The 23,371-nt window shown below is 39.9% G+C and carries 17 protein-coding genes; 2 read left to right on the forward strand and 15 right to left on the reverse strand.

Going from position 1 to position 23,371, the window contains the following annotated elements; genetic code table 11:
• Positions 1-56: 56 nt before the first annotated feature.
• From IPP86_05950 to IPP86_05965, 4 genes are all read right to left on the reverse strand, one after another.
• Entirely contained in the window at positions 57-1,310 is a 1,254-nt protein-coding gene (locus IPP86_05950; GenBank protein MBL0138059.1) for a polysaccharide deacetylase family protein, read from the reverse strand.
• 93 nt (positions 1,311-1,403) lie between these two features.
• Entirely contained in the window at positions 1,404-2,711 is a 1,308-nt protein-coding gene (locus tag IPP86_05955) for a glycosyltransferase family 4 protein (protein MBL0138060.1), read from the reverse strand.
• Between the two features lie 84 nt (positions 2,712-2,795).
• Positions 2,796-4,829, reverse strand: coding sequence for a glycogen debranching enzyme family protein (locus IPP86_05960; GenBank protein ID MBL0138061.1), 2,034 nt, complete (start codon positions 4,827-4,829; stop codon positions 2,796-2,798).
• 166 nt (positions 4,830-4,995) lie between these two features.
• Positions 4,996-6,225: an MFS transporter gene (locus IPP86_05965; GenBank protein MBL0138062.1), complete on the reverse strand. Its 1,230-nt coding sequence runs from the start codon at positions 6,223-6,225 to the stop codon at positions 4,996-4,998.
• Between the two features lie 194 nt (positions 6,226-6,419).
• Here IPP86_05965 and IPP86_05970 point away from each other — a divergent pair, with 194 nt between their 5' ends.
• Positions 6,420-7,859: a T9SS type A sorting domain-containing protein gene (locus tag IPP86_05970; GenBank protein ID MBL0138063.1), complete on the forward strand. Its 1,440-nt coding sequence runs from the start codon at positions 6,420-6,422 to the stop codon at positions 7,857-7,859.
• Between the two features lie 10 nt (positions 7,860-7,869).
• Here the strand turns inward: IPP86_05970 and IPP86_05975 are convergent, their stop codons facing one another.
• The 5 genes from IPP86_05975 to IPP86_05995 form a co-directional block, all read right to left on the reverse strand.
• Positions 7,870-8,568: a DUF542 domain-containing protein gene (locus IPP86_05975; protein ID MBL0138064.1), complete on the reverse strand. Its 699-nt coding sequence runs from the start codon at positions 8,566-8,568 to the stop codon at positions 7,870-7,872.
• 165 nt (positions 8,569-8,733) lie between these two features.
• Positions 8,734-9,192 (reverse strand): DUF2752 domain-containing protein, encoded by a 459-nt coding sequence (locus IPP86_05980; GenBank protein ID MBL0138065.1) that lies wholly within the window; start codon positions 9,190-9,192, stop codon positions 8,734-8,736.
• Positions 9,167-9,517, reverse strand: coding sequence for a DUF4234 domain-containing protein (locus tag IPP86_05985; GenBank protein MBL0138066.1), 351 nt, complete (start codon positions 9,515-9,517; stop codon positions 9,167-9,169). Before IPP86_05985 ends, IPP86_05980 begins: the two co-directional genes overlap by 26 nt.
• 246 nt (positions 9,518-9,763) lie before the next feature.
• Entirely contained in the window at positions 9,764-10,633 is an 870-nt protein-coding gene (locus tag IPP86_05990; GenBank protein ID MBL0138067.1) for a T9SS type A sorting domain-containing protein, read from the reverse strand.
• Between the two features lie 367 nt (positions 10,634-11,000).
• Entirely contained in the window at positions 11,001-11,414 is a 414-nt protein-coding gene (locus IPP86_05995) for an OsmC family peroxiredoxin (GenBank protein ID MBL0138068.1), read from the reverse strand.
• A gap of 403 nt (positions 11,415-11,817) precedes the next feature.
• On the opposite strand from IPP86_05995, the gene IPP86_06000 reads away from it, so the two are divergent.
• A complete protein-coding gene (locus tag IPP86_06000; protein ID MBL0138069.1) occupies positions 11,818-13,002 on the forward strand; it encodes a two-component sensor histidine kinase in 1,185 nt (394 codons plus the stop codon).
• A 73-nt stretch (positions 13,003-13,075) separates the two neighbouring features.
• On the opposite strand, the gene IPP86_06005 is transcribed toward IPP86_06000, so the two are convergent.
• From IPP86_06005 to IPP86_06030, 6 genes are all read right to left on the reverse strand, one after another.
• Positions 13,076-17,131, reverse strand: coding sequence for a PAS domain S-box protein (locus IPP86_06005; GenBank protein ID MBL0138070.1), 4,056 nt, complete (start codon positions 17,129-17,131; stop codon positions 13,076-13,078).
• Between the two features lie 348 nt (positions 17,132-17,479).
• On the reverse strand, positions 17,480-19,363 hold the full coding sequence (locus tag IPP86_06010) for an exo-alpha-sialidase (GenBank protein MBL0138071.1): 1,884 nt from the start codon (positions 19,361-19,363) through the stop codon (positions 17,480-17,482).
• Positions 19,364-19,478: 115 nt separating this feature from the next.
• Complete coding sequence (locus IPP86_06015) at positions 19,479-21,404, reverse strand: tetratricopeptide repeat protein (protein MBL0138072.1); 1,926 nt, start codon at positions 21,402-21,404, stop codon at positions 19,479-19,481.
• 437 nt (positions 21,405-21,841) lie between these two features.
• Entirely contained in the window at positions 21,842-21,982 is a 141-nt protein-coding gene (locus IPP86_06020) for a hypothetical protein (protein MBL0138073.1), read from the reverse strand.
• A 77-nt stretch (positions 21,983-22,059) separates the two neighbouring features.
• Positions 22,060-22,272, reverse strand: coding sequence for a hypothetical protein (locus tag IPP86_06025; protein ID MBL0138074.1), 213 nt, complete (start codon positions 22,270-22,272; stop codon positions 22,060-22,062).
• A 228-nt stretch (positions 22,273-22,500) separates the two neighbouring features.
• The gene (locus tag IPP86_06030) at positions 22,501-23,352 is read right to left on the reverse strand and encodes a hypothetical protein (GenBank protein ID MBL0138075.1); all 852 of its coding nucleotides are present in this window, start codon (positions 23,350-23,352) and stop codon (positions 22,501-22,503) included.
• Positions 23,353-23,371: the final 19 nt, after the last annotated feature.

Consider the following 23,371-nt stretch of genomic DNA (forward strand, 5'->3'; position numbering starts at 1 on the left):
TTGTATTGTGCTTTACTTGATAGGATAGATATGCTTTGAGAATTTATTCAATCTGATCAGGCCACTCCCTGTTCTGTCGTCTTAGCCTTTTTGCGCTTTGCAGGCGCTTTTTTTGGAGTTGCTGATTCAGCTTTTTCCACACGAAGGGTAAAATCACTCAGTACATTCATATAATTAATGAATGCTTCATACGGTGTGTCGTAAGGATTAAAGTATTTGTGTACATCTCCATCAGAGAAGAACTTTGTACACATGTAATAAAAGTGATCGCTGGTTTGCAGATACTCCCAGTCTTTTTTTATACCAGGATCAGTAGAATTCCTGATTATAGATTCCATACGATAAAGACTGTCGAAGGCATCATCCTGCAAATCATTACCCAGCCATGCGGTAAGATCACGCTCTTCATCAGCCCATGAAATCGGGAAAGGAACATGAATCGGTCCAACCGGATTGAGGGATTCAACCGCTTCGGAAGGTGTAATGAACTTATAATTTGAATTTGAAAACAGTGCTTTGGGCAAATGGCGCATGAAATCAAAAATGCCGGTTTCCGCCCACTGATGTTCTCCAAAGGTTTCATAATCCATGAACAGATTTACAATTTCCTCCTCCGGAGGTAATTCATTCAACCAACCGACAAATTTTTCGGAGGTCAATGGCCAATCGGGCCAGTCACGGTTAGAAAACCGGAAGGCGATATCATCACTCAGTCTGAAGTTCTTTAACAATAATTTAAGCTTGGGTCGGCGGGCACTGCAATAAAGATAATTCGGACTTTTCCATCCGAGAATTTGCTTTGCTCCTTCAGTTAACTGAGCTTTAAAGCCCATCTCCTCTACCATTTCGCTGATATCATCAGAATAGATGAGCTCGGTATTCCGGAATACAGTAGGCTCCTGTCCAAAATGTTCCTTAATTTTTTCCTTGTGTAACTCAACCTGATTCACGAACTCGTCTTTGCTTTTCAATGAGCACAAAGAGTGCGCATAGGTTTCTCCCAGAAATTCCACACAACCTGTCGAGGCAAGCTTTTGAAAGCTTGCAAGTGTCTGAGGAGAATATTTTTCCATCTGTACGAGAGCTGTACCGGTTACAGAAAACGAAACCTTGAACTGTTGTCCATATTCACGGATCAAATCCAGCAACATTTGATTGGTGGGAAGATATCCTTTCGCCGCCACTTTCTGCATGATGCTTCGGTTGGCATGATCATCATAATACTGATGATTTTTACCGATTTCAAAAAACCGGTAACGCCTCAACCTCACTGGTTGATGCACTTGAAAATAAAAGCAGATGGAACGCATGGTGGAGAGAATCGGGGAATTATATTCTAATCAATTATTATCTGAGAACCATCAGCCTGAATTTCTCAAGGACATCCCGCTTATGTAAAGCGATTACCCGTGAAAGGCTAATGAATTTTTCATTTGTACTACTTCTTCATAAACATTCTTCACTTTCCAGGCCGCATCATCCCATTTCAGATTTTCAACTTCGTCCTTACCGTGATGGATGAACATTTTTGAAATTCCTTTGTAATGAAGCAAACCGTAGATCTTGTCGGCGATATCATCCACATCCCAGAAGTCAACGGTGAGCGCGTGTCTGAGAATTTCCGCAACGCCGGATTGTTTCGAGATAATTACCGGAACATTGGAACGGATTGCTTCCAGCGGCGAAATGCCGAATGGCTCGGACACCGATGGCATTACATACACATCACTCAGTCCGAAAACATGATCCACTTCTCTCGCATTGAGAAATCCGGAGAAATGAAAACGCGATCCAATTCTCAACTGCGCGACACGACGAATGATTTTCGGAAGCATGTCTCCTGTACCGGCCATTACAAAACGTACGTTCTTATCTTTCTTCAACACTTTGTAAGCCGCTTCCACGAAATAGTCCGGCCCTTTCTGAAATGTGACACGACCAAGGAAGGTAACCAGCTTTTCAGGGAAATAACGTTCCGGACGACGTTGCTGGTGAGTCATCGGCATAACCGCGTTATGTACCACCTTTACTTTATCCGGATGTATACCATAACGTGTAATGATGATATTTCTTGTAAACCTGCTTACCGCGATAATTTTATCAGCGGCCTGCATACCCTGGCGTTCCATTTCATAGATCTCCTGGTTTACATTCTCACCTGAACGATCAAATTCAGTAGCATGAACATGGGCGATAAAAGGTTTGCCGCTCACTTCCCTCGCAGCAATTGCGGCAGGATACGTGAGCCAGTCATGCGCATGGATAATATCAAATTCCTGAGATGCCGCGATTTTAGCGGCAACTACTGCATATCGGGCCACTTCTTTAAACAAATCATGGCCGTATTTTCCACTGAACTGAAACTTCGTTCTGAAAACCGAATTTTCTATATCTGTTTTTTCAAGTCTTGCAAAAGTACTTACACGCGCAAATTCTTCCGGCGACATGTAAGGAATGAGGATGGAATGAACTCCGATAACAGTGAGCTTTCTCCAAACTTCATGGTATTTCACTTCATTGACATCCAACAACACATCGCTGGCATCGATAAGGCGAATGCTTTCTCCATCTTCATCACCATACATCCGGGGAACAACAAAGAGTACTTCCACGTTGTTATACAGTAAGCCTTTTGACAAACCGTAACACGCTGTACCCAATCCTCCCGAAATATGCGGTGGAAATTCCCACCCAAACATTAACACTTTCATACTTTCTGAATGCCTTCCCTGCTAAAAATTAAAATGCAAAGATCCTTATAATTTTAGTTCACTCTCTCTCCTGCTCCAATAATTTTACAACTCTGTATTCACAGAACTTTTCTGTTTGTTAAATTTATTGATGAGATAATTTATTCTTAAAATTTCGGCAACACTCCAAGCCTGGGAGATAGCTCCTTCTGCCCTGTGCGGCGGATCTCCATCGTAAATTTCAGAGATGGTAGACATTCCATGCTCCATCAAAGTCGGCGCAAAACCTTCGTACAGATGACGAATGAATGGAATTCCGTTTTTACCGTGCACATTCAGATAACCCTCGGCAAAATGGCCGAGCAACCAGGGCCACACGGTTCCCTGGTGATAGGCTCTGTCACGGGTTTTCTGATCACCGAAATAAGTGCCTTTGTAAGCCGGATCCTTTGGAGATAATGTGCGTAATCCGCGTGGTGTGAGCAATTCATTTTGAACTTTAAGCAAAACTGCCGCTTTAATCATATCATCAACCGGAGAAAAAGGCAATGAAGCCACAACAACCTGGTTGGGCCGCACAGACCAGTCTTTCTCTTCTCCATTGATAACATCAGCAAGATACCCGCGTTTTTCATCCCAGAATGTTTTCACAAATGAAGCTGCGATGAGCGGCGGATATTCTACCCATTGCTCGATAAATTTTTGATCGTCGCATTTGTGTGCAAGTTGCAACGCGAAACAAATCGCATTGTACCAAAGCGCGTTGATTTCTACAGGCATTCCGATTCTTGGTGTAACCGGTTTGCCATCGACCACCGCGTCCATCCAGGTAAGAGCATGCCCGGGTACTCCGGCGTAGATTAAACCGTTTGACAACATGTGAATGTTGTAATCAGTACCATTCTTAAACGCTTCAAGAACCGAACGCATTTTCGGCCCGAAAGTCTTCCAGACGTTTTCCTCTTGTCCTGTAAACTGACAATACTGCTGCAATGCCCAAAAAAACCATAATGGAGCATCAACACTGTTATAGGCGTTACCCATATTGGGGAACAAACCATTTTTCATTTGCGCTGACATCGTAGTCAGGACAGCTTTGCACAAATCCGGTTTCTGAGTAACGAGGGTGAGTCCCGGCAAAGAAATAAATGTATCCCGTCCCCATCTTCCAAACCAATGGTAACCTGCAACGACTTCAGTTTTCTTATCCCGTTGAACAATGAACTGGCGCGCGGAAGTAATCAGGCTGTTTTCAAAGCTATTTCGAGGAATACGAGCTTCCGTTTCGTTTTGAAAAAGTGTACGCAGGCGACGTGGAGAAATTTCTTCAAGACCGGCTGCAAAAACAACCTGCTCTCCCTTTTTCATAGGGAATTCAAAATAACCCGGCGTGAATAAATCTTCCTTGAAATCATAACCACGCTCCTGCTCCTGCGAATATTCAAAATTGTAATACCAATCCGGCACCGAAATATATTCGGAAGAACGGGATGTTTGCATGACCAATTCAGAATATCCATTGTATAAGCGAAGCTTCACGCCATTTGAAACTTCAGTGTATTTTTTCAGTGTGTAGGTATTCGCTTTGCTGAGGGAATGATAATTCCGAAAAGCGAGAAATGGCATGAGCCTCAATCGTACCGGCGATTGTGCATCTTCAAGTGTGTAACGGATCAATACGGTATCACTATCAGACAACAAAACAATTTCCTTTTTTAACAGAACACCTCCTACAGCGTAGGTCCATGTGGGAACCGGATCGAAAGAAAAATCAGTGATGTATTTATGACCTTTTGGATGAAATACACCTCCAGGGAATTTGTGAATCGCGAGATGAAATTCCGATTCCTTTTGCAAAACTGTTTCATCTACAGATGAAAGCAATACATGCAGATCATTGTCGATTTGTGGCTGAGGTGCAACCAATAAACCATGGTATTTGCGTGTATTGCAACCAATGATGGTTGAACTTGCATAGGCTCCATTTTTATTGGTTCGCAACAATTCCTTGCTCAGAACATATTGAAGATTAACAAGTTGCTTCTTGTCAAATTGGATAAAAGACTTCTTCAATGGCGTCTTTTCATCGGTAAGTTGAGGGCTTGAAATTTGATTTTCCACGGTAAAAATTAATTTCATTTCAATCCTGAAAGATAGAAATAAAGAGGAATTGTGAAAGGAATGACACCGATGAGATATCAATTATTTATCAATGGGGAATTGAAAAAAAAGTGCTGCTGAAACGAAAAATGAAGTCCTTTAATCTCCAAAAAAATGGAAATTATGCATTCAAATTACCGCCTGTTCAATTTGTTGAAAGTTGAATTTGTTTTGCTTTTTCCTTTTTCCCAAGAATTGCAAATCCGATCGCAACCACCAGGCTCATGGTAATCAGAAATACAAAAAGGGTGTTGAAACCATAATGATCAGCAATTCCCAGCCCAATCGAAGGGGCCGAAATGGTGGCGATTCCATAGGCCATGGAATACAATGCCGAGTATTGTCCCTGGCGTTCCTTCAATGGTCGGGACAATGCGAAATTCATCATGAAAGGCATCGCGAAAATCTCGGACATTGTTATAATCAGTGTATACAAAATGGCAAAAGCCATCATACTTTTTCCAAAAAATAAAATCAGGAAGGCAAGAGGCAAGCACAAGGAGCCTGCGACGATGAATGAAAAGATCCGTTTTGATTTCTCAAAATAGGCAATCAATGGCATTTCGATCAAAACAACGAGCAATCCGTTCAATGCAAGCAGAAGTCCAATCGTATCCTCATTGTATTTGCTAACAGTGCTAAAGAACTGAGGAATACTCGCGAAAAGCTGAAAAAAGCAGGTTCCGTATAAGGCCACCAACAAAATGAAAAGCAAATATCTTCCATCTCTGTAAGCAGAAGTAGTCCGATCATTCAGGACAGCATTTTTGCTATGTCTTACATGCGTTCTCTGTCTTGGAAGATAGGTAAACAACATAAGAGCCGCGAGGAAACTGGTAGCTGCATCGATTACAAACAACCATTTGTAACCGAGATACAAGGCAATGAATCCACCAATGGCCGGCCCTACCGAAAAACCAAGATTTACTGCCAGTCTTACGAGAGATACCGAACGGGTTCTGTTTTCAGGCGAAGTGTATTCAGCAATAGCAGTTGAGTTTGCCGGACGAAAAATATCGGCTGTAAAGCCATAAAAGAATATAATTGCTGTAATTGCCCATACTGAAGTAGCAATTAGCATCAGGAGAAGTATCAAACCACAGGTAATGAGAGAAAACAGCATGATATGGAAGTAATTCATCCTGTCGGTAAGCCATCCGCCGGTATAACTGCCAAGAACGCTTCCTATCCCGTAAAAACTCATGATAAACCCGGCGTCAGCAATGGTAAAGTGAAGCTCCTTGGTCATGTACAAGGAAGTAAAAAGTAAAACCATGGAACCGCTCCGGTTGATAAACATCGCGACCGAAAGGATCCAGATATTTCTTTGAAGCCTGGAAAAAGCTTGTTGGTAAAGTGATAAAAGCTTAAACATGGGGATTCGCCAAAGATATTATTTTTGTCTATGCAGTCCACCCTGTCTTTTCATTTAGATTTGCTTAAGCTAAATTTTAAAACAGATTAACAATTGCTAACATTTATTCACAAATCAATTCAATCGGAATCCTGCCTATCATTCAAAATATCATCTCAAAAAAAACAATTCCAACTTTCAGCAATTCCATCAGTATGAAAATTTATCCCCGTTTTTTAAATTGTGTTTTAGCAACTGTAATGTTGAGCATTGGGCAGGTTTCAACAATTACAGCTCAATTTGTATTTGAAAAAACATTTGGTATTACTCAACGAAATAATCAGGGTTTCGGTCTGATTCAAACAGAAAACGGAAATTTTGTCTTGTGTGGAAACAGTGATAACGATGGAATGCTGATCAAAACGGATGCGGAAGGAAATTTACTCTGGCTACAAAACTTTATTGATGGCGGTCTGGAAAGTATTCGCATGACTTCCGATAGCGGACTTATTCTTGCCGGAACAAATTATGCCTCACCTTATTCAGCTGTTTATAGAAAAACCGATAGCATTGGTACTGAAGAATGGAATATAGTACTGAACAGCGGATCGTTCTCTCACTATGGAATTTCCGCTATGGAACTGGCTGATGGCAATTTCGCGCTTCTGGAAAATGACAGCTATCCTTTTCAGGAATTTTTAAGAATATGGAAAATAGATTCTACAAATCAATCGGTATTGTGGTCGACTGAAGTCAACAAAGTTTCCAATTGTAGTAACACGTCTTTTATCAATTCACCTGATACATCCCTTGTTGTTGCTTGTGGTGATTTCAGCAACCCCTTTCCTCATCTCATTCTCGCGAAAGTATCCACTGACAGCACCCTTACATGGAAGAAAGACTACGGATTCCCTGCAAATATCAATGCGGGATATGCGGGCAATTCAGTAACCAGTACAAACGACAGTGCCTACCTGGCTGTTGGCTACAAAGTGAGCGGTAGCACACAATCATTCATTGATCTCTTGTTGTTGAAGGCAGACAATAATGGAGACAGTCTTTGGACAAAAACTTATACTGTCAGAAACTCAAACGATTTTCCTTCGGTGATTCAAACCCGGGATGGTGGCTTCGCGCTCATTGGTACAGTTCAATATCCATCCTCTGGCAGCGGATTTGATTACAGAATACTCCTGATGAAAACCAATAGCAATGGTGATAGTTTGTGGTCAAGAGAATTTACCGGACTGGGTTTAAACCAGGCAAGGCAGCTAATTGAAACCAATGATGGAGGATTCGCCATCATTGGTACGACAACTGATCAATCCACCAATGACACTTACTTTTATTTTATCAAAACAGACAGTACAGGTTCTTTGATCACGAGCACACCCGGGAGTTTATCGAATCCACTTTCAATTGAGATTTACCCTAATCCTTCAGGCGATTTTGTAAATATCAACATCACAAATACTGCTGCTGATCTGAGCTGTCAAGTGGAATTGATCGATATATTCGGCAGCGTTTTAAAACAACAAGACGTCCATCGTCAACAAAACCGAATTTCCATTCAGAATTTTTCTGGCGGAATATACTATTTGAGAATCACGGACAGTCGTGGAAATTCTGTCACCCGGAAACTGATTATCAACTAATTTTAGTAACTCAGACCTTATCGGAGAGATCATTCTGGAGACGAATCGCCTTGGGGAAAAGAATGAAATTCTCAAGATGGACATGGATATGCAAATCCTCTTCAAACTTCTTTAATTCATCCAGACTTACCATGAATGTCATACAAGCGCCTTCCGGTGCTGTGTAATGATTGCTCAATAAGCGAATTTCCTGCATCAGCTTGCCGACTACTTCATGCTCTTCTTCCATTACTAAAATAGGCATGTCCACACGGAATGGTGTTTCAGGATTTTTTTCTGATGACTTTTCGGCTTCGATCAATTTGATCTGAGGAAAAAGAATCATCTCTTCTTTCACCAGGTGTTGTTCCAAATCATGTTTAACTTCAAAAAAAAGAGCCAGGATTCTTTTCATATAGGGAAACCTATCGCCATGCTTAGCAGCGACCTTTTCAAGATGCAGCAAAATTAAAGGCATCACTTCCTTCACATATGTATGATGCGTTTGCAGAATATGGTCCACCAGGGCTGTCAACGAGAGCTCTTCATAGTTGACTTCTTGAATTTTTCCTTTTGAAAAAACAATCTCCAATTCCCCAATAATATCTTTCAATCTATCAGGATCCTTTACCTGATCTGATAATTTCATTTTCCCTTTACAACAAAAATCAAGATCGTATTTTTCCAGCAGCGCCGCGGTTTCAGGCTTCGATTTCACAATTTCAGCCAATGAGAGGTTTTCTATCATAATTATTTTTTTGACAAAGGTGAGCCAATACCTCCAAGGGCAATATGATGTACCTCAATTAAGGAAATACTATTCTGTATTATAAATGTTAAAGCTCCACTGAGGGACGGTTCCGGCAAAACAATATTTCCAATGCCACGAAAATCTTTATTTCCAAACCGATTCCCTGAGAATATCCGTCATTGAATGACTCATGACAAACATCACCAAACGAATCAGATGGTAAGAGCCAAGAAGGAAACCTGCTGTATAGGCCAGGTTCATGTTGTACAGATATTTTTTAAAATATTCCTTCCGTGTAAATAGTTCAGCGGAGAGTGTAACAATAGCAAGCAAACAAAAAAACACAAACGCCGGTCCGAATAAATGATAACTCAGACTTCTGCTCAAATCGCCTTCATAGAAAAAAATCATTGATTTGGTAAGCCCGCAGCCAGGGCAAGGAAATCCGGTGAGTAATTTAAACGGGCAAAGAGATTGCTCTCCCTCGATATGAGGATTCATCCATAAAATAATCGCCGGGATAACCAGGGCGAATAAGGCACCGGTTATCCCGAGGATTTTTCTGTTGCTCAAAATTTTATTCGTATAATTTATTGATATCACCTTGAACGATCATTGCGGCAACCATGGGAAAAAGAAAACCAAGAATTAACAAAAGGGTACTTTGATCTTTTCCCTGCTCCCCGATTTTTTCATAAATCTTTGGCAAACCTTCTTTGCCTGCCAGATAATAAAAATACAAATTCACAGGCAGACAACAACCGGCAAAAATTGCTATGGGCTGGGAGATCACTTCTTTCTCCGCTACAGCATTAATTACTTGCGCGGTTTTAATATTCCAATAAATCAGGTATAATCCACAGGTCACCAAACCCAGTAGCAAAACGACTATTGGTTCATTTTTAAATACAGGTACTGTTGTTGCCATAAATAATAATTTTAAAGATCCTACTCATCTGGCTTTTCAGTTCCGCCCCGTTTGAATGGTTTCTGGACTCCATATACAATACCATATCAGGTTAGTTTCGCAACAATCAGCTTTAATTTAAAAAAGAAATTAAACAGCTAAAACGGAAGATCCAACAACTGAATGATGGAACTAAGATATTAAATAAAAAGTATTAAGCAAGTATCGACAAGTAAAAGTGGTCCTGGATTGTCAGACGATTAAAATTTACAATTTGATAAAACGAGAGGCTGAAATGACATTATTTTCTATGCCAACGAGCTGAATAAAATATAAACCAATGGATAAATCTCTGATATCAACTTCATTCCTATTTGACACAAACAACACTTCTTCTCCAATAGAATTTAAAACCCTGATAGCTTTGTATTTCATTTTTGAATCAATTGTAAAAAAATCTGTTACAGGATTAGGGAAGACTGAAAAGAAGAGGCTGTTATATATCGAAGGAACAGCATTGATGGCCGAATCACAAACAATATGAGGCATCGGAGGAGTGCAATAAGAGAAATACGGAGCAGGATTTGAATACAAAACGACATCTTTCACCCGGAAACACGTGAGATCATAGCTGTTATCCGAAAGCAAATAATACCCCGAATATGCCAAACCCAAACTGCTGCCTACACCTTCGGTCCAGGTTTCCCATGGTATTCCATTTGTATCCGCAAGAGTGACGCGGCGATGATAGAGAGAACCGGTTTGTACCGAATCAATCCCAACAATGATGCGGTCAATAAATGTAGGGAAGTTACTCAACACCTGCGCACGAACGGTATCACCGATATTTGTCGGATTGAAGTCATAGATCAGTCGTTCTATTGTGTCGTTACACAAATAGTCTGAGAAAAAATAAACTCTTTTGTTCACTTCCCGCATCCCACCCAGAAAATTTGTATAAACTGAATCGAACAAGGTCCCAGGAGCGTGATGTGTTTGAACAGACAGCTTTTTATAAATATGAGAATTGAAAAGTGTATCACCTCCTGTCAGCTGAATACTGTATTCATCATGCCATCCTCCGGGATAAAAATACCAGCAGCGAACAGAGCTCCAGGTTCCATTTTGCGTGGGCATGGGCTGATAAATTTGAGCATTTGATAAATCAGAAAAACATATGATGAGGAAATTCATCAGGCAAACAACATAACATTTTTTCATGGCTTCAGGGAAGATAATTTTTATGTAATGATCTCAAGGATTTAAAATAAACCCACCCCGAATGTAGATCACTGTAAGCAAATCCTATATTAATTCAACTACTTTAACACGAAGCCTAACCTGAAAATGAAATTAATGTGACATAATTTTTAACAGGGAAATGAAATTCAGAAAATAAATTCATGTAACATAAAAAATTAAGCTCCCGGAATCCTTTTGAACTAGATCAAATGGATACCGGGAGCTTATTTGCACTACCTGATTCTGTTCTAGTAAAAAGCTATTAACCTTCGAGTGTGGCCTCCACGGAAATTTTCGAATTAAGTGTTTTGCTGATCGGGCAATTCACTTCGGCATTTTTTACACAGGTGTCGAAAACATCCTTTGAGATCCCGGGTACTTTTGCGTTCAGCACAATATGAGATTCAATGATACTTCCCGCTTCCAGGTTTACATGCGCTGTTGCTTTAAGAGTTTCAGGTACGAATCCTGCTTCTCCGAGCACGAAACTCAATTTCATCGCGAAACAACCGGCATGCGCAGCGGCAACCAATTCTTCGGGGTTAGTACCAACTCCCTGTTCAAAACGGGAACTAAATGAATATTGTGTTTGATTCAATGTGGTGCTTTGAGTGGTAAGGTGTCCTTTGCCTTCTTTTCCCGAGCCACTCCAAACTGCTGTCGCTTGTCTTTTCATAGTTTATATTTGATTTTGATTTATAAATTCCTTTCTAATAAAGAGCATTTCAAATCCTAAATATCCCTCAGGTCTTGAAGGCGCAAAGATATGAAAATTACAACTATTTGAATTTTCCAACGTTTCAATTTAAGATAATATCCATGAATACCAAACTACTGAACAGATTTTGATTAATTTTGTTTTATCTGACTGATCAGTATTGATCAAATGAATAGTATTGATTCATTGAGCGCCATCAAAATTTTTGAAATAACCATGCAAAACAACTGTTTACAAAATTTATCTCTTTAAAAAAGTAAAACAGACCTGGTACATGATCTGTCTATAATCTGACAGAATCTTATTATCTTCCTTTACCGATTGATTTTCAGTCATCGTATTTATTTGTACATTTCATTTCATGAAAAAAAGCAGTTACACAATCAGTTGCGGGACATCTACTTGTCAATATGCCTTGTTTGGAATACTGTTTGGTTTGTGCTTTCCGGTGTTTGCCATCATTTTCGATGTGATGATACATTTGAAATTACCTCTGAATGAAGAATCAATTCTGCTGGTGCACAGGCAAAACCCTTTGCATTACATAATTGACACCGCGCCTTTGTTTCTCGGGATCGCCTTCGGTGTAGCCGGTTATTATCAGCATCGGTCCAAAATGTTAAATCTAACCCTACAAAAGCAGGCTTCAGTTCTGGAAAATGCAAATCAAAAACTTCGTCAAACCCTTGAAGATTTTCATTCCGCCCAAAACTTACTTGTTAAATCAGAGAAACTTGCATCTTTAGGTCAGTTGACAGCAGGAATCGCACATGAATTACGAAATCCCCTCAATTTCATCAATAACTTTTCTGAATCGAGTAATGAATTACTCGATGAACTTGCTACTCTGGATGATCCAACGCAGCGTCAGGAAGTCATTGAAATTCTAAAAGGCAATTTTTCCAAAATCCATCTCCACGGTACGCGTGCCAACTCGATTCTGCAAAGCATGATGCTGCATGCCCGTTCTGAAAAGGCTCAAAAACGCCTGTCTGATATTAACGAAATCACCCGTGATGCCGCAGACATTGCATACCATGGAATGAGTTCAGGAATTATCGGTTTTTATTGTGATTTTCAAAAAAATCTGCAAAAAGATATTCCACGTATTTTTGTAATTTATGAAGACATCAGCAGAGTTGTTCTGAATTTGCTTACAAATGCATTTTATGCTGTGAATGAAAAACGAAAAATGGCAGGAAGCGAATATAAGGCTAAGGTCGTGCTTTCAACAGAAAGAATAAAAACCTCCGACAATCCTGAAAATGATAAAATCTGTATTACTGTCTACGATAATGGAACTGGAATAGCAGCTCATATCAAGGACAATATTTTCAATCCTTTTTTTACAACCAAACCTTCCGGGGAAGGTACTGGTCTCGGACTAAGCATCAGTCATGATATTATCGCAGTACATGGCGGAACCATGACTGTTGATTCAGCAGAAAACGAATTTACAGAATTCAGGATTTGTCTTCCTTTACTTTCAAAAGAGGAGATCGCACCTGCTATTTCAGGAAGAACCGGACAAGTGAAAGTTTTATAGCTTTCACTCTGCTTTTAATCGGAATTGGCGGATTCAAAGCAGAAGTAAATACGGAAAGTGAATTCTAATTTAGCTAATTTTCTTCCTTCAATGGAACTTCAAGTCTGACCACAGTTCCGACTCCCGCTTTACTCGCAATATTTAACTTGCCTCCGAACATCTTTGCCCTTTCCTTCATACCCATCAATCCAAGTGTTTTTTTACTGATGACATCAGAAGAATCAAAACCCATTCCATCATCTTCAATTACCAAAATCCAGTTGTCTGATGATTTATCAAATGTTGTTTTGATCCGGGATGCCCCGGCATGCCTCGCCACATTGGTAAGTGCTTCCTGATAAACCCGGAATATTCCTGTAGATAAATTTTTCTCAAAGGAAACTTCTTCAACAGGTGGCTTGAACTTGCATTCAATTCCAGTCCTGCGTTCGAATTCCACGCTTGCCCAGTCAAGCGCATCGATAAGTCCAAGATCATCAAGAATACCCGGACGCAAGTCAGAAGAAATACGACGGACTGATTTCACCGTATCTTCAATCAAAGAAATCATCGTCGTTATTTTTTCCTGGAGAACAGTTTCTTTCTGCGGAATTTTTCTGCTAAGCCAGGAAGCATCCATTTTTAGCCCTGTCAATTGCTGACCTAACTCATCATGGATTTCCCGTGAAATTGTAGTTCGCTCTTCTTCACGAATAGTTTCCAGATGTGATGAAAGTTCTCTCAATTCCAGATTGGATTGCTTCATCATTTGCTCCGCAATGAGTTTTTCGGTTACGTCATTAGCCAGGATCAGAAACGCGGGCTTCCCTTTGTATTCAATTTTATGTTCCTTGATTTCTACCTGAACCACATCGCCATTCCTTTTTTTATGAGCGACTACATGTGTCATGCTGTTTTTTGAGCCCGTTCTGATCCTTGAGGTATTATCCATTTCGTTCTCCGATGTCTGCGCCAACAAATCTGTTGTGGACATTTTCAAAAACTCTTCATTAGAATACCCATAAAATTCAATCGCTGCTTCATTGGCGGAAATGAATTTCATATCCAAAGCTGATGCCATCCACATCGGCATTGGATTTTTTTTAAACATTAATTTATACTTCTGCTCAGATTGTCTGATCGCCTCATCAGCGGTTTTTCTTTCCGTTATATCCTCCGCATAACCATACGAGTATTTCTCTCCTTTTGAATTCTCCTGAACGTTGACTCTGGACTCTATCCAGCGGATGGCTCCATCAGGTCGGATGATGCGAAACGTGATGCTTGCATTTCGGGTTTCATTTAAGCTTTTGTAAAAATCATAAACATCCTGGTAGTCATCAGGGTGGACTGGTTTCAAGAAGTCTAATGTATCTTCATACAAATCTTCACATTTTCCGCCCCAAATGGTTTCATAAGATGGTGTGATATATAGCGTTTGCATTTGCAGCAGATCGCTTACCCAATATATACCTGAAATATTTTCCACGAGGCTTTGGAACTGGTTTTTGGAATCCTGCAATTCTTCATTCGCCTTTACATTGTCGGTAATATCAATTGCGATCCCTTCAATGACCTCCTCTCCTATTTCCAGATCATTGGAAAGTGAAATATTCTCAATAAGGTAAAGTGAGCTACCGTCTTTTCTTTTTAATTTAGACTGATAATTCGTTAGCGCATTGTTTACCCTCAGTAACTTAAGATACTTTTCACGTTCCGCTTTATCAAAATAAAGAGCATCTGTATTCAGAGCAAGCAATTCTGCAACCGAATTATACCCAAGCATCTTTGCAGCGGCTTCATTGCATTCCAGAATTTTCCCGGAAACAGTTGTCCTGTAAACACCCGCGAGGTTTCTTTCAAACAAAAGACGATATCTGCGTTCGGATTTCAAACGTTTTGCTTCAGCAATTTTTCTCTCCGTAAGATCCCTTCCGATCACCAGAATTCGTCCATCCGGCAAGAGTTTAATATTGCTTTCAAGTTCAACAATTTCTTTGCTCTTACAGAGCATTTTAATTTCACTCAAGACAGATTGACCTTTCGAGAGATGCTCTGCATTGATTTGCTGATATAGGAATACATCAGATACAATAAAGGTTCCGATAGATTTTCCAACTACATCTTTATGATCAAAACCCAAACGATTACAGGCAATCGGATTGAGGTCAGTAATCACACCGTCTTCATCCAGGATGAAGATCAAATCAGAAGCATGTTCGATCAGGGTCCGATACCTCAGCTCGCTGGCCTTGAGTTCTGCTTCTACATTCTTCAACTCGGTGATATCGGCGAATGTCCCGTTCCAGACAACATCACCATTTTCTGATTTGCGCGGAATTGAATTCCCCCTGATCCATTTAAGAACACCTTGTTTATCACGTATCTGAAAAACATAGATCCAGGGTAATAAGGTGCTTGCTGATTCACTGATAGTCTGGAACAACTCCTCAATGTAGTCCGGAGTGACAAGTGAAAATGCAGCCAGGGCATCAACATAGCACACCTCTTTTTTTAAACCGGTCAGCTGTTCTATCCCATCGCTTACAAATGTAAATTTCATTTCGCCTTGCGTTGTCAGCACAAACTGATAAACCGCGCCGGGAACAGAAGAACTGATTTCTCTCAATTGCTCAGCCAGCATCTGAGATTCACGTTCCACTTTCTTACTTTCAGTAATTTCGTTGGAAAGAATAAAGATCCCTTCATCAACAGGTTCCACACTGACTTCGTACCATCTTACACTATTGTCTTTAAAAGTATAATCAAATTCAGCATGCAAGGGTTTGCGATCCTTCATACACTGATCCAACCAGCTAAATATTTTGGAGTTCACGACCCTTGGGTAAATATCCAGAAATGATTTACCGATTAAATTTTCAGGAGTACTTTCTCCATATGAAGCTGCTATTTTATTTACATATAAATAAGTCCAGTCAAACGCGAAAACAATACAGCCCACAAAAGCCTGATCCAGAATGGACCGGACCCGCTCTGTAATTTTCAGACGTTCGTCTTCTTCCCTTTTTTGGGCAGTGATGTCCCTGTAATAGGATGAAATTCCGTCAGGTGATGGATAGATATGGTCTTCATACCAGCGTCCGGTGCTTTCAGAAAAAAGCTGGACGTTCATGGGTTTCTGGGAAGCCATCGCTTCGTGTAATGCATTGTAGAATGGCTCGTTCCTGGTTTGCGGAAACTCATCCCAGATATTTTTTCCAATTAAATCAGCCGGAACCCTGCCATGAAGCTCACCTGCTTTCTCATTGAGATATATATAATTCCAATTGGCATCCAAAGCGATGAAGGCGTCAGAAATTCTTTCAAATACGAATTGTAATTCCTGATTTTGTTCGTGTACTTTTTTCTTAAGGCCCTTATTAAATTCTTCTATTTGAGATTTTTCAATGTACTGACTGGTGATGTCAGTATTTATTCCCACCAAACCGATTGGTTCCCCGAAAACATTCCTGATCAATGAAATGGAAGACAGCACATGCAAAGTATCTCCATTTTTATTTTTCTGCCTTTTTTCTCCTTTCCAATGTCCATTTTTATTTACACTTTCCAGAATCTGTTTTCGTTCTTCCGAAGTAATTATTGTCTGTAACACTTCTCCGGTAGTTTTGCCTATTACCTCCGGAAGGCTATACCCATACAAATTTTCCGCCCCTTTATTCCAGGTTTGAATTACAAAATTCAAATCTGTAAAAATCACCGCATCACTGGTTTGTTCTACCAATGTGGCGAACAGCCAGGCTTCATCAGCCGCTTTTTTTCGCTCTGTAATATTTTTATTGAAAAACAATACCTCATTCACTTCACCGCTTTCATTCTTTAAAAAGATCGCCGTCGAAACAATATTGATTTCATTTCCATTTTTATTGTGATGCAAGACTTCTGCTGTTAAAGCTTCATTCATGTGGTTTATTTCATTCTTGAACGCAATCGAATCTTCCGCATTATTCTTTAACAAACTGAAATAAGAGGACCCAAGTACTTCGTCGGAAGAATAACCATAAATTTCTTCCGCTACTTTATTCCATACTTTAATCTTATAGTTTTTATCAGTGCGTATGATGGCACCGCTTACATTGTCCATCAATGTTTTCAGATAAACTTCATCCCGGTATTCCAGATTTTTCATCATTTCGAGGTATTTATATTACGCAGATCCTAAGGGGATTTATTTCGCAGTATTCTTAGCCAGACTGAATTTAATAAATTTTCATATACAGAACTCAGGTAGCAGATGGAATTTATCCTTATTGTCAACATTCCTATCATAGGAAAGAACAATAAATTTAATTGGAAGAATGAGATGGGCTTAATCTTGCACTTTCTGATGGCATGAGTTAAATGTCAACGAAAAGCCACACTTTTCTGGTACGATAAGAAGAAATATTCCCGACAAATATTTCGGCAAATGAGCATATCGAAATTACTCCGTCAACGAACCGGAAAATATAAAAACAGAAAAGGGAGGTCGGAAAATGGACTAATTTTGAAGTACTACAAATTCCTTCGCGATCAAACCTCTTTTACTTCTGAGAACCAGCGAATAATTCCCGCTTTTTAAGGATTTCACAGGCAGGTTGATTTTGAAACCATCTGTAATTTCACCGGAAAAAACTGATGTTACAAAAGCGCCATGACTATCATAAATTTTCAGGCTGACATTTTCAATTCCCGAAGATTTCAGTTCAGCAGAAGCAAAACCGTACACAGGGTTTGGAAATACATTGAGGGAAATGACTCCGGCACTATTCAAAACAGGAAGTCCCACATTGGACACAAGTGGAACGATAGCTGCATAAAGATTCATCTCTCCATCATTCGTCCGTCCATCGCTCCAAATTGGAATCGCATACATTTCAGTAGACAATACCGCATTGTATTCTCCAATTCCAAAATTCTGATTTATGGCACCAACAGTATTGAAATCCGTTGGTTGGTTACTCACAGGGATATCGTTGTTAAAAGTCGCTCCTCCATCATTTGACCATGCGATATAGTAATCTGTGTTTGCGGTGCCCGGATAATTTCGTCTGTCATACCAGGAAACAATCACAACTCCCGATGCATTCACACAAATACTCGGGTAATATTGCTCTGTTTGATCACTGCTGAGTGTATTGTTTAAAGGAACCGCGTTACTCCAGCTGGCACCGCCATCGGTAGATCTTGAAAAGTAAATATCCGCAGCGTTCGGACCACTTGTATTCACTCCGTTGGCGGTCCACACCATATACACGTTTCCGGAAGAGGATAAACCTGTGGTTTGATCGGCAGCAATATACGAACAGGGATACATCCGCTGCACATCAATACCGGTAATGGTTTGTCCGATCAATCCTGATGAATAATTGTACAGCTGAACATCACTTACCTTATTCGGAGCACTGAAGTTTGCACCTCCATCAGTGGACACACTGTGATACACAGCATAGTTTATACTGTCCTGTGATCCAAAAAAACTAACATGAATATTACCGGATCCATCCACATCAATTCCACTAAACTGGACAAAACGAAATGAATTATCCGAAACATATACAGAGTTTGAAAATGAAGAAGCTGCAGCATCCTTTCTTCTCACGGCTATAGTATTTAAATTATTCGGTCCGCCAACTTCGTAATACGCGCAATAAAGATTGTTCTGATACGCCGAATTTGAACAATCCACAGCAAGCCACTCCTTGTCAGCAGCCGGGCCATTGAATAAGGAGGGGTCAAACAATGCTGAAAACGGTCCTGTGGTTTCAATAATAGAAGCATTCGCACCTCTTTGCCAGGTAATGCCGCCATCATCAGAATAAGCCCAAAGCAATTGCCAGGTGATCGATGTAAATCCCTGTAAATACAGATTTATCCAGCTTGTATACACTCTTCCATTTTTATCAAAGGCAAAATTCGGATCCCCTCCTCCGGCTATTGTTACCCCTGAAACAGTTGGAAGAGGATCAAATGAACTTCTTGTCCAGGTAGAACCAAAGTCCTGTGTATAATAAATATGATTTACCGGAACATCCGTTGTGGCTGAACCATTTGGATCCACAGCATTCGCGGAACAGACCCAGTTATTGCTATCCAGAGGGTTCATTGCCGCATGAAGTTCTGATTCCGCCTCGCTCCCGCCGCTGACAACCCTTTCTGTGGTATTTATCCGATCCGAAAAATATTGACGTGCTTCTGAACGATATTGAACCGGAATATGACGAACAAATTTATCATCCTTGAAAATTCCGGGTCTGATTTTCTCCTGAAGAATGCCACGCACTATTTTATTAGCAGTTTCCTTGCTTACACGACCCTGTCCGGAAGAAGTGGATTGGAGTAAAAATGCAGAAAGTGCAATGAATAATAAAGCAATGCGTTTCATAGCTCAGGGGTTTTAATAAAACTAAATATACAAATTCTTATGATATTGCTGACCCAGAAGACCGGTTCAGATTTTTCACAATCCGGATCAATTACCGCACAAAAAATAAAATTGATTAAGCAACTCCTTCCACAAAGTACATATCAATTTCACCTTTGTTTTTGGCCTGAATTTTTCCGCGATGGAAGCATTTGAATTTATCCTTCACAAGTTCATAGGTCGTACCGGAAATGTTCACCTTTCCTGTTTCACCACTACTTTCCATACGGGATGCTGTATTTACGGTGTCGCCCCAGATATCGTATGCAAACTTTTTAATACCAACAATACCGGCAACCACCGGGCCTGTGTGAATTCCTAACCGGAGCTCAAAGTAAGGCTGATCTTTTTGCATCCTTTCCTTTTTATTACGGGCAATGAATTCCTGCATTTCAATACCGGCTCTGACCACATCTTCGGGATGACTGGAGTTTGCTACCGGTAAACCACCTGCGCACATGTAGGCATCACCAATGGTTTTGATTTTTTCAATATTGTATTTGGTTACAATTTTATCGAATTCACTGTAACAATAATTAATTTCCTGCACCAGTTCTTCCGCGGAAAGTCTTTCGCTGGCTTGTGTAAAATTTTTAAAATCTGTAAAGAGCACTGATACAGAATCAAAACTTTTAGCTTTCGCGGTTCCGGTTGCCTTTAACTCTTCCGCCGTTTCTTCCGGCAGGATGTTCAGCAACAATTCATCGCTGCGTTTTTTCTCTTTTGAGATCCTGTTTCGTTGTGTAAAAAACACACCTGCAAATAATAATACCACCGCGAAACCGCCTATGAAACTATTTCTTACAAGCTTTTGTCTGCTGATTTCCTTTGCCTTCAATTCCTGGTCTTTTGTGAGCAGGTTTATCTGTCCTTCTTTCTTTTCGATATCAAAGGTAAATTGAAGCGTTCCCAGTTTTTTATTCGCGTCAATATTGTATAATGTATCCTTGATTCCGATCAGAAGCTCCAGGTATTTATTTGCATTGGCATAATCTTTTTGTGCCGTATAAACTTTTGACAAGCCCTCATAAATATCACGAAGCCCATAGTTAGAGCCGATTTCTTTCGCGAAGTTTTCTGCCTCCTTATAACTGGAAAGAGCGGATTGATAATCCCGCTTCTCCAGATATGTCTGGGCCAGACCTACCAAAGAAATGGATATATCGCTTTTTGCTTCCAGACTTTTAGCAATATCATAAGCCTTTTTCTGGATGGCGATTGCCTTGTCATAATTCTTCTGTTTCTTATAGACCAGTCCAATATCGTTCAGGGTGTAGGGTTCGTCCTGAGTGCCTTCAACAGCTTTGAGGGATATTTCATAATAATAAAGGGCTGAATCAAGTACGCCATTGTTATAATAGATCTCTCCGATATTCACTGTAATCGCTCCAATTGAGCCGGCATCCCTTTCCGCCATCGCTTCACAGAGATCATAAGCTCTGATGAGATAACTGAGTGCTTCGGGGTAGGTGTTCTGTTTCAGAGCATACACAGCACCCACGTTTCCCATACAAGTGACCATACGGAGTGTATCGTTGATCGCCTCCGCGATTTTGAGTGACTTCAAAAACAATTCAAGGGCTTTTACATCATCTCCTTTATTGAAATAGATATTACCCATGTTGCTGTAGATGTTCGCCGCTCCTTTTTTGTCACCTATAGAGTCAAATACCGCCAGTGAAGACTCGTAATTCTGGAGCGCTTTCACATAATCTCCTTTATTAAAATGACTGATGGCAATTGCTTTGTAAGAAAGAGCAAACCCTTTGGCATATCGAATTTTTACAGCCAGTTGGTTTGCCTGTTCTGCAAAATGTAAACTCAACTGGACATTGGATGCCAGGTAGGTCTTTGAGAGTTCAATCAGCGCATTCACACTGGTTGAATCGTTACGATTGAGGTTAATGATTGCTTTTAGACTATCCTGCTCCCGGCTTTGGGCAAAAGCACCGGAACAGTACATGATAAAAATGAAAAGGGGCAATAGACTAATTCGATACATATTCAGCCTGGTTTTCAGAAATCCAATCTGAATCAAAGAAACAATTTTTTATTTTAACAGAAAAAAGTCAAAATCCCCAAGCAATTCCGGAGACAGTTAATGTCCAATTGACTGAAGACTAGTGTAATTATTTGAACTACACATTTGGTATTTTTTGATTTAAAGTAACATTTACCAGAAGTCGGGATAAAGTCCGGCAAGTCTGAACCGGTTTTTAGTATTCAAAATGAAATCGAAAATCAGATAAAGGATATTAAAAAACCCAATCCGGACAGGATCGGGTTTAAATAGAAAATGAGAGACAGGGTCTCTCATTTAGTGTTTTGTCTAAACAGGAAAGCATGTTCAATATTGATTTAGCATGCTCAATAACAGATTCAGCGAATCGTATCTCCTCCGGTGATTTATCAGTACGGAAAAACCGTTGATAATATTCCTTAGGAAATTCCTGTATTGGACTGGAGCTTGGATTTCAGCGGATTTGGTTTCGCTTTTCTTCCACCAACAACGGCTTTTGCTTCACTTTTGGAAAGCTTTTTTCCGTAAGCCGGGCTCTTTGGGTTTTTCTCGTTTTTCATTTTTTTAAATTTTAAAATTGATTTTACTGATTATTCACAGGGGAGAGACGTTACACTTGAAAATCTAATCAATTCGATTAAGAAATTCCTGTGCTTGATTGAAGTTTTGATTTGGAAACATTTCCTTTAACGGTTCTGCCACCAACAACAGCTTTAGATTCTTTCTTAGTAAGTTTTTTGCCAGCTGGTTTTTTTGTAGTTGAGTTTTTCATGACTTTATTTTTTTTTGTTTTTAAGCTTACTCTGTTTGCCCTCCAGAGAGGGAGAGGATTTTCTGCTTTCTCCTCCATTTGTTTTAAATGATGACTCTAAGATACATTCAGAATCATCTGATAGATATACAAAATGTATATCCGGTGGGACTTTTGGATAAGTGGCGGATTTTAATCATCAGATGGACATTTTCCGGATTTGTGGTAAAAAAGGCCTTAATGAGGAGCATTTTCGCAACAAAACGTTGAATTTGGCCCAAAATGCAAATAAAACCATTCTGTCAATCAAAATTCCCCGAAATCAAGCTATTTCTGATATTCAAATCTGGAAGCTGAAATTATTCTGTCCGAGGCCGACAGATCTTGCTTTGCCGACATCAGCCCTTTTGTATCATACTGGTAGATTGTCCGACTTTGAAATTCAGTGCCATTCATGTGTATTTCCTCAATAAGTTGTCCGGAAGCATTATAAGTATACTGAATGCTTGAATGTACTTTCTCATCAGGATAAGTCTGTACGGATGAAATTTTATTCCCTGCAGTATCATAATTATATTCCCAACGATAACGAAACTCTCCTCCCGGTCCGAACTCAGAATCTTTAATCAAACGACCCTGTTTATACTCAAATACATTTTTTGCTTTAAACCCTTCGGGCCAATACCAGGAAAGTTCTTTCAGTTTCCCCTTGTCGTCATAAGCCGAAACATTTCGGTATTTGTATGTCCCATCAGGAAGATAGAAATAATAATCCCTGCGTTCACCTTTTTCGTTATAAAGAATAACAACACGATAAAGCAGACTGCTATCCGCATTCAAGGCGATGCAAGAATCCATGTTGCCGGCTGCATTGTACCAGTATTTTACAAAACAATCCGGGATACTATCATGTGTGAATAGAACTTCATTTTTCAACAGACCTGTTTTATCAAATTTTCTAATGTGAACAGGAAACTCTTTTTGTTTCACCCCTGCAAAAAAAACTGCTTTCCATTCTGTGATGCTCAGAATTTGTTTTGAGCGAATAAGTTCCCTTTCTTTTTTCTCCGGATCATTCTCCGGATTCACACCGGAGCAGGCGAAAAACAATAACGTCGCCAAGACTGCAAACAAGGCAATGAATACAGGTTTTGATAATCTAATGATCCGGTATTTCATTTTTAGCAATTTAACATTT

It is taken from the genome of Bacteroidota bacterium (assembly GCA_016720935.1).
Taxonomy (GTDB): Bacteria; Bacteroidota; Bacteroidia; order AKYH767-A; family 2013-40CM-41-45; genus JADKJP01.

What these genes read in the sequence shown, in the direction of transcription:
- IPP86_06025 (MBL0138074.1), bottom strand. Translation starts at nt 22,272, where the DNA reads ATGGAGGAGAAAGCAGAAAATCCTCTCCCTCTCTGGAGGGCAAACAGA.
- IPP86_05985 (MBL0138066.1), bottom strand. Translation starts at nt 9,517, where the DNA reads ATGGCAACAACAGTACCTGTATTTAAAAATGAACCAATAGTCGTTTTG.
- IPP86_06020 (MBL0138073.1), bottom strand. Translation starts at nt 21,982, where the DNA reads ATGAAAAACGAGAAAAACCCAAAGAGCCCGGCTTACGGAAAAAAGCTT.
- IPP86_06005 (MBL0138070.1), bottom strand. Translation starts at nt 17,131, where the DNA reads ATGATGAAAAATCTGGAATACCGGGATGAAGTTTATCTGAAAACATTG.
- IPP86_05990 (MBL0138067.1), bottom strand. Translation starts at nt 10,633, where the DNA reads ATGCCCACGCAAAATGGAACCTGGAGCTCTGTTCGCTGCTGGTATTTT.
- IPP86_06015 (MBL0138072.1), bottom strand. Translation starts at nt 21,404, where the DNA reads ATGTATCGAATTAGTCTATTGCCCCTTTTCATTTTTATCATGTACTGT.
- IPP86_05970 (MBL0138063.1), top strand. Translation starts at nt 6,420, where the DNA reads ATGAAAATTTATCCCCGTTTTTTAAATTGTGTTTTAGCAACTGTAATG.
- IPP86_05960 (MBL0138061.1), bottom strand. Translation starts at nt 4,829, where the DNA reads ATGAAATTAATTTTTACCGTGGAAAATCAAATTTCAAGCCCTCAACTT.
- IPP86_05950 (MBL0138059.1), bottom strand. Translation starts at nt 1,310, where the DNA reads ATGCGTTCCATCTGCTTTTATTTTCAAGTGCATCAACCAGTGAGGTTG.
- IPP86_06010 (MBL0138071.1), bottom strand. Translation starts at nt 19,363, where the DNA reads ATGAAACGCATTGCTTTATTATTCATTGCACTTTCTGCATTTTTACTC.
- IPP86_05965 (MBL0138062.1), bottom strand. Translation starts at nt 6,225, where the DNA reads ATGTTTAAGCTTTTATCACTTTACCAACAAGCTTTTTCCAGGCTTCAA.
- IPP86_05995 (MBL0138068.1), bottom strand. Translation starts at nt 11,414, where the DNA reads ATGAAAAGACAAGCGACAGCAGTTTGGAGTGGCTCGGGAAAAGAAGGC.
- IPP86_05955 (MBL0138060.1), bottom strand. Translation starts at nt 2,711, where the DNA reads ATGAAAGTGTTAATGTTTGGGTGGGAATTTCCACCGCATATTTCGGGA.
- IPP86_06000 (MBL0138069.1), top strand. Translation starts at nt 11,818, where the DNA reads ATGAAAAAAAGCAGTTACACAATCAGTTGCGGGACATCTACTTGTCAA.
- IPP86_06030 (MBL0138075.1), bottom strand. Translation starts at nt 23,352, where the DNA reads ATGAAATACCGGATCATTAGATTATCAAAACCTGTATTCATTGCCTTG.